Below are 6,836 nucleotides of genomic sequence, written 5' to 3'. Positions count from 1 at the left end.
CAATCCTTAATAAGAAAGAAAATTCAACCATGCCTGTACATGGTTGAATTATAGCGACTGCCTGTCGCACAAAAAGATGTGCTATCCTTTGCACATCTTATGTTCGTTTATCAAATTTTGTATGACATTTTGGACAAGTAATTGTAATTTCGCCCTTACCTTTTGGTACCCGTAATTCCTGTTTACAACTAGGACATTTATAATACTTATGTGTCTTACGATCCTGAAAACGGTTTTTTTTCTTACGAAACCACATACGAATCGGATACGTCTTCTGCAGATATAAAGTATTCTCTGCACTTCGTTTATATGTTTTACGCGAAAGTATGCGAAACCAACACCAGATAATCAATATTGTAGATAAGTACGTAATCATGCTATTTTGCATGATCATTCCTATCATCGTTACAATGAAATATAAAACAAGAATAGCGAATGACAGTTGGTCAACACCATATCTTCCACGCATAAAATTCTGAAACCATTTCATGTTGAAAACTCCCTTCATCATGTAGGGTATTATATCACTATTTCATTATATTCTCCAGTTTTCCTTCTATATTTGAAAGTTTCACATAATTGTGAAAGAACCTTGTGCTTCTTGTAATTACGAATACACCACAAATACGTATGATAGATATCATCATCTATAAACGCAATTGCATATGCATTGACAATCCCCAAAAACAATGCTATCATAACAACGACAAAAACTTCAGGGTCGGGTGAAATTCCCAATCGGCGGTAAACCCCGCAAGCCGTAACTGGCAGGAACCGTGTGCAATTCCGGTGGCGACAGTATAGTCTGGATGAAAGAAGTATAGTGTCTTTTTGATATTCCCTAAAGGTTTTGTTGAAAACCTTTTTTTGTTGTTTTCACAGCAGAAAAAGGCTGACAAGGATGGCTCTATCAGCCAAAGGAGGAATAACATGTCAGCTTATGTTTCAACAAAAAAACAGATGAGTATGCAAACAATCGCCAAAATCAGCATGCTAGGAGCTCTAGCCTGCGTCTTGATGATGTTTGAAATCCCATTGCCTATCGCTCCACCATTTTATAAGATTGATTTTAGTGAAGTTGTTGTATTAATCGGCGGTTTTGCCATGGGTCCATGGGCAGCAGTTGCCATTGAGGGATTAAAAGTCGTTTTAAACCTTTTATTAAATGGTACGATTACCATGGGAGTTGGTGAATTTGCTAATTTTCTAATTGGCTGTGCCCTGGTCGTACCGGCAACCGTTTTTTATCAACATGAAAAAACAAAGAAAAATGCTTTGATTGGCCTAATCATGGGAACGATCATTATGACACTAGTCGGGGCATTGGTTAATTATTTTATCTTAGTTCCTGCTTATGCCTATTTTATGAGTCCTGCCATTACGATGGAAATCATTATTGGAATGGGAGCTGCTATCTTCCCCAATATTCATGGATTGCTTGGCTTAGTACTTTTATGTGTCGTTCCATTCAATATTATAAAAGGCGTTTTAGTGAGTTCCATCGTCTTTGTTTCTTATAAAAAAGTAGCTCCATTATTAAAACGTTCCTAAGCAAAAAAACGATGTTTTGAAGTGACTTGAATCCCCTTTATTTGGTTAATTATAAACTATGGGGTTGACTTCAAAATAAACATCGTTTTTTTATTTATTGCTTTTCCTTCTTCAAAAATCTTTATACATTATATCTTATACTAACTGTTCTTTTCAAATACCAATTCCTGACAACTCAATTCAAAAGCACACGCTTGTACGATATCGCGTATATAAGCGTTTCTTACATCAATATCCCCAATGATCGTAGAAACGCTCTTTTCTTTAGCTGCTAATGCGCAAGCCGCCTGTAACAACACTTTTCCTAAGCCCTGAGCTCGAAAAGCAGGGTGCACTGCCAAATATCCGATACCACGATACTTTTCACTAGACGTATTTAAAAAGACGATTCCAGCAGGAGTACCATTCACAAACAACATTTGCCGATACGTAAGAGGTTCTTGCTCGATTAGTTCTGTAAATAGCTTGACCGCTGCTTTATATCGCCCATATCGTATAGCATCTTTCCTTATAGAACGATCTTGATTCTGCTCATAACATGCCTGTATCATCTCAATAAATAAGGTATCCTCAACATCTCTGCCATCACGAAGATCTGCTTTTATAGGATAAGCATAAGGTTGACAAATATAACTCTCTTTTTCCTGGGTAATTACAAAATCTGACAATAAAAGACTAGTTTTGACAAGTTCATGATTGCTTTTATCGGAATATAAATGTATTACGATATGTTTCTCATGAATTCTATTACAAGCTTCCTTAAGAAAGCCAACCGCTCTTTCAACAGGTATTTTTTCCAGTGTCAGATATGTCAAATAGCGATTCAGAATTATTCTGCCATAGATTCGTTGCCCTTCTTTTAAAATTAGGCAATCTTCCATATTCAGACTACCTCGGTGAAACTCCTCAGATAATGCTTCATTTTGCGCGTTACTGCTAGCTGCCATATGACATACAGCAAATAGTTCATCCTTTGTTGAAACAATTTTTATTTCCATGAAATTCCCTTCTCATCCACCCATAAAAAAACATGTATCCATTTCTGAATAACATGCTATTTTACACTTGGTTTAAGAAAAGCTTCATAGGGTGGATGTGCATGTCAGATTCAGAAATAAGTAAATCGTTTATCTTCATCGCACATCACCTCACTTTATTATCATAATTATAACATGCTTTTTATGAATCTTCAATGACCTTACCTTGCTACCTTAAAGCAATAAGAAAAAACTTCTTTTTTATCATCAAACATCATGATCTATTCTGTAAGATCGTTTATGTATTATGTATCATCTCTCTTTGATGCAAACACGTAAGATACGATCCATCAGTACAAGCAAAAAAATCATCCAGCCTGTCCACGCAAACATGCCAATCATATCGAAATTCAAACGACATAAATTTAACTCTCGACCAATTCCTTCCTGCATGCCCCCTAGAATCTCTGCCATGACTCCGACCTTAAACGCTAAAGACATCCCTGCTGACAGACTAGCCTCAATGCTAGGACGCAATAAAGGTAAGTATACACGTCGAATTTCATAACTTTCCTTTTCCGGATAAAGTTTCATGACTTCCATTAAATCTTTATCCATATGCAAAAGGGCACTAAATAGATTACTGTATATTACCGGAAACAGAATAAGAAATAAAATCAATATCACTGCAATACTGCGGGCAAAGATAATTAAGACAATTAAGATATAAGAAATATTAGGAACACTTCTTGTTAATAAAAGGAATGGATAAAATAAATCACGGAAGATATGAGAACGATAACTTAAATATGCACAAAACAACGCAAAAAGAAATGCTATAATCAGTCCTGCAAAACCACGCAGCAAAGTAACCTCTAACGTTGTATAGAAAGAAACAGAAAAAACTTGGGTACTCATACGTTGTACCACTTGCCATGGATATGGAACCAGCATATCATTATCCTTTACCATGGCAAAGACTTGCCAAAAAAGTAAAAGAATTGTTGCGGCAGCTATTGTGCGATATCTTTGATGGCGTTTCATTACTTCTTCTCCTTGATAAACAATAAGTCTTCATTATCAACCTGAAATGCTAGTTCCTCTTGTAAATAAGAAATGATTTGTTCCTCACGCAAAATAATAGGTGTTCTATTATGAATCTGCGCCATCGCATCTGAGGCTTCTCCTGTTACAATCACGAATTCTTTTTTTTCGTTATATATTCCTGCCAAGTAGAATAACGGCATGTCTTGTTTACGAATATAAATCTTCTGCTTCCCATTTCCTGTCTTTACCCACTCATAAAACCCATTGCAAGGTATCAAACAGCGTTTCTTTAAATAAGGCGCAAATGTTTTTTTCTGCTCTATTCCTTCCTTACGGGCATTGATCAAACGTTTTCCTTGATACCCTTCCATGCCCCATTTCATAACATCCACATCATAATCATTTTCTCCACGTGTTAATACCAGTGCTTTTTGTGATGGAAACACTTCTTCCCGAGCATATTCAAATAAAGCCTTTTGTTCTACCTTATATTGCAAACGTTGAAAAGGTACACTATCCTCAAAGGCAAAGTAATAACGTCCACACATGATCATCACCTCCTATCTAACCATTAGCTTACAGCAACTTCTTCCTTTTTCAATTTTGCGACTTCTTCTGGTATCCAATCTTCACCATATTCCTGTGCTAACGCCTGTTCATAGTATTGGATAGCCTCTTCCTTCCTATCCGCTTTCGCCAATACTTCTGCCATGCTAGCGAAAATCCAACCATCCTTTCTTCCCAACTGCATCGCTGTTGTAAAGTCACAAATTGCATCTTCTAACTCATCTAATTGGTAATGACACCATCCGGACATCGAAGGATGCATCGCATTCTTAGGTTCTTTTTTTCTAGCCTTTACAAAATATTCAAGGGCTTTTTCATATTCTTGCAGTTGCAAATAATTCCAACCCAACTCGCCATAAGCCCAGCCATCTGCACCAAAACGCTTCAATCGTTTCGATAATACTTCGATTGCCTTGCGTTCCTTACCATCTCGCCCCAGATTCCATGCATATAAATCAAACATATCCATGCCTTGTTCTCCATGCGATAAACAAAACTCACAAGCATTTTCAGCATGTTCATAATCTCCTAAATCACTATAACAACGGGCAAAATGATACATTAACCACATATCATCCTTCTTTTCTTTTTCAGCCCGCTTTAAAAATGCTAATTTCTTTTTCCAATCCCGCTGCTTGTGCGCTATCCAAATCATTTCCTGATAAATCCAATAATGCTCTTTCTCTCGATGAATGGCCTTTTCGTAGTAAGATAATGCACGATCATAATGTGCATTTGCATGCTCCATATCATCTAATAAACGATAGGCATCTCCCATTAGGGCATGTAAGCTCGTATCATCTTTCCCGGCAGCTTCCGCTTTTTTTAAATGTTCTAGAGCATCCTTTGCACGATGTAAAGATATGTACGCATTCGCAATCTGAAATTCCTTCCATGGTTCATGTTCTTTCTCATGGATTTTTTCCAAATATTGAATTTCACTCTCATAATCTTCTTTTTGATGATAGAAATTTGCTAAATCAAAACAAGCGTCACTATCTGGATCTAATTGATAGCTTTTTAAATAATACTCCAATGCCTGCTCCTTTTTATCAAGTGATAGATAACAAGATGCAGCTTGAGCTAAAAGCCATGTATTATTAGGATCGTCCAATAATGCATCTTCAAAGCAATTCACAGCCTGCTCATATTCATGAGCTTCTTTGAAGCACCATCCAATCTCGCCATGAATCCATGCTTCATCAAATCCAAGCTCTAAAGCTGTCAATAACTCCTCCATGCCTTCTTTGATTCTTCCTTGCCGATCATAACAAAAGCCTAGCTGTGAATGCATCCATCCATCTTCCCCAAACTGATGAATACCTTTCAGCAGATAGATTTCCGCCTCTTGATAACGTTCCATATGATTTAATAGCCATCCCATATTTCCATAATAAAAAGGATCATCTAACGCATATATTTTATATTTCTCCAGCAGAATACGAGCATCTTCTAGTCGATTTTCAGCTAGTAGATCCGCAAATTCTTGTTTATAATCCAAACTCATCACCATCCACTTGTTTTCGTATCTTTATTATATCTCAAATAGAAGATAAAGAAAAGAAAAGCGATTTCTCACAGAAACCACTTAACTAAGAATTTGTAAAATACTTCCAGTGACAAGAGCAATTATAAATAATATACCAAGTATACGGCAAATATCCTTTTTATTATCATACATCTTAAATAACACTAGTAATCCCAATCCAGCACTCGTAATCAGTCCCGCAGTTAATGCACCAAAGCTCACAACACCGTCAATAAACAGTTGTGATAAAATAACGCTGGCAGCACAATTGGGAATGAATCCGACAAGCGACGCAAATAAAGGTTGCAAGAAACTTCCAGCACCTAAAAATTGTGCTAATGCTTCTTCACCAAACTCATGAATGATGAAGGATATGATAAAATTCACACAGAAAATAAAGAGAAAGATTTTCAGTGTATGTAAGAATGCAATCGCAAAGATGGATGGATGTTTTTTCTGTTCTTCATCACAGTGCTCATGAATGTCATGTAAAGGATGATTTTCCTTCAAGTGATGCTGTTTCACTAATAGATCTATTAAGTACCCTGAAATGCATCCAATCACCAGTTTTACTGCAATCACCTGCAACAATACATCTAATTGATTAGGTTGCGCAATTAAAATAGGAATAGCTTCATCACTAGTTGATACAAAAACTGCTATCAACGTACCAAGAGTGATAGAACCATTCATATATAAACCACCTGCAATAACAGAAAAACCGCATTGTGGTACAATACCTAGCACAGAACCAACCAGTGGACCAAATCGTCGGGTTCCAGCTAATAAACGTTGCATCTTATCATTGCTTTTATGTTCAAGATATTCCATAAATACATAAGCTGCGTATAAAAAAGGTAGCATACTCAACGTATCATGTAAAACATCAGTTAAAAGATCCTGCATGTTGATTCTCCTTTCGCATCACTTAGCAATTTTACCACTTTTCGATTATTTATACCAGTAGTATGAGTTCTTTATGAATTACTTAAATTAAATCCTATCAGCGAATCAGGCAAGTTGCATCTTTGTTGAAAAAACATGAAATTTGATGCCATTGGTTTCGCTCACATAAGGAATGTGTTTGGATTTCTTTCTCTATATAGAAAAAAACCTGTCCTTCTCAGAACAGGTCTTCCTACCTGGCAACGTGCTATCTTTACTGG

General features: G+C 36.5%; 7 protein-coding genes and 1 riboswitch. Of the genes, 1 reads left to right on the top strand and 6 read right to left on the bottom strand.

Annotation, left to right across the window (positions count from 1 at the left end; genetic code table 11):
* Positions 1 to 97 precede the first annotated feature (97 nt).
* Entirely contained in the window at positions 98 to 490 is a 393-nt protein-coding gene (locus tag ACESSZ_RS16130) for a hypothetical protein (protein ID WP_008687565.1), read from the bottom strand.
* A 217-nt stretch (positions 491 to 707) separates the two neighbouring features.
* A riboswitch (FMN riboswitch) is annotated at positions 708 to 825 on the top strand.
* Between the two features lie 105 nt (positions 826 to 930).
* On the opposite strand from ACESSZ_RS16130, the gene ACESSZ_RS16125 reads away from it, so the two are divergent.
* Positions 931 to 1,551, top strand: coding sequence for an ECF transporter S component (locus ACESSZ_RS16125; protein ID WP_008687560.1), 621 nt, complete (start codon positions 931 to 933; stop codon positions 1,549 to 1,551).
* Between the two features lie 140 nt (positions 1,552 to 1,691).
* Here the strand turns inward: ACESSZ_RS16125 and ACESSZ_RS16120 are convergent, their stop codons facing one another.
* The 5 genes from ACESSZ_RS16120 to ACESSZ_RS16100 form a co-directional block, all read right to left on the bottom strand.
* Positions 1,692 to 2,549: a GNAT family N-acetyltransferase gene (locus ACESSZ_RS16120; protein ID WP_008687559.1), complete on the bottom strand. Its 858-nt coding sequence runs from the start codon at positions 2,547 to 2,549 to the stop codon at positions 1,692 to 1,694.
* A gap of 291 nt (positions 2,550 to 2,840) precedes the next feature.
* Positions 2,841 to 3,572, bottom strand: coding sequence for an ABC transporter permease (locus tag ACESSZ_RS16115; protein WP_008687557.1), 732 nt, complete (start codon positions 3,570 to 3,572; stop codon positions 2,841 to 2,843).
* Positions 3,572 to 4,123 (bottom strand): SOS response-associated peptidase, encoded by a 552-nt coding sequence (locus ACESSZ_RS16110; RefSeq protein WP_008687552.1) that lies wholly within the window; start codon positions 4,121 to 4,123, stop codon positions 3,572 to 3,574. Before ACESSZ_RS16110 ends, ACESSZ_RS16115 begins: the two co-directional genes overlap by 1 nt.
* 23 nt (positions 4,124 to 4,146) lie before the next feature.
* Positions 4,147 to 5,649 carry a tetratricopeptide repeat protein gene (locus tag ACESSZ_RS16105; protein ID WP_008687550.1) on the bottom strand — a complete coding sequence of 501 codons (1,503 nt, stop codon included), beginning with the start codon at positions 5,647 to 5,649 and terminating at the stop codon, positions 4,147 to 4,149.
* A gap of 81 nt (positions 5,650 to 5,730) precedes the next feature.
* A complete protein-coding gene (locus tag ACESSZ_RS16100) occupies positions 5,731 to 6,576 on the bottom strand; it encodes a putative manganese transporter (protein WP_008687548.1) in 846 nt (281 codons plus the stop codon).
* Positions 6,577 to 6,836: the final 260 nt, after the last annotated feature.

Origin of the sequence: Eubacterium sp. 3_1_31, assembly GCF_964249515.1 — a bacterium.
GTDB classification, from domain to species: Bacteria; Bacillota_I; Bacilli_A; order Erysipelotrichales; family Erysipelotrichaceae; genus Longicatena; species Longicatena caecimuris.
This window is presented reverse-complemented; position numbering and strand designations above follow the sequence as displayed.

What these genes read in the sequence shown, in the direction of transcription:
- ACESSZ_RS16130 (WP_008687565.1), bottom strand. Translation starts at nt 490, where the DNA reads ATGAAATGGTTTCAGAATTTTATGCGTGGAAGATATGGTGTTGACCAA.
- ACESSZ_RS16125 (WP_008687560.1), top strand. Translation starts at nt 931, where the DNA reads ATGTCAGCTTATGTTTCAACAAAAAAACAGATGAGTATGCAAACAATC.
- ACESSZ_RS16120 (WP_008687559.1), bottom strand. Translation starts at nt 2,549, where the DNA reads ATGGAAATAAAAATTGTTTCAACAAAGGATGAACTATTTGCTGTATGT.
- ACESSZ_RS16115 (WP_008687557.1), bottom strand. Translation starts at nt 3,572, where the DNA reads ATGAAACGCCATCAAAGATATCGCACAATAGCTGCCGCAACAATTCTT.
- ACESSZ_RS16110 (WP_008687552.1), bottom strand. Translation starts at nt 4,123, where the DNA reads ATGTGTGGACGTTATTACTTTGCCTTTGAGGATAGTGTACCTTTTCAA.
- ACESSZ_RS16105 (WP_008687550.1), bottom strand. Translation starts at nt 5,649, where the DNA reads ATGAGTTTGGATTATAAACAAGAATTTGCGGATCTACTAGCTGAAAAT.
- ACESSZ_RS16100 (WP_008687548.1), bottom strand. Translation starts at nt 6,576, where the DNA reads ATGCAGGATCTTTTAACTGATGTTTTACATGATACGTTGAGTATGCTA.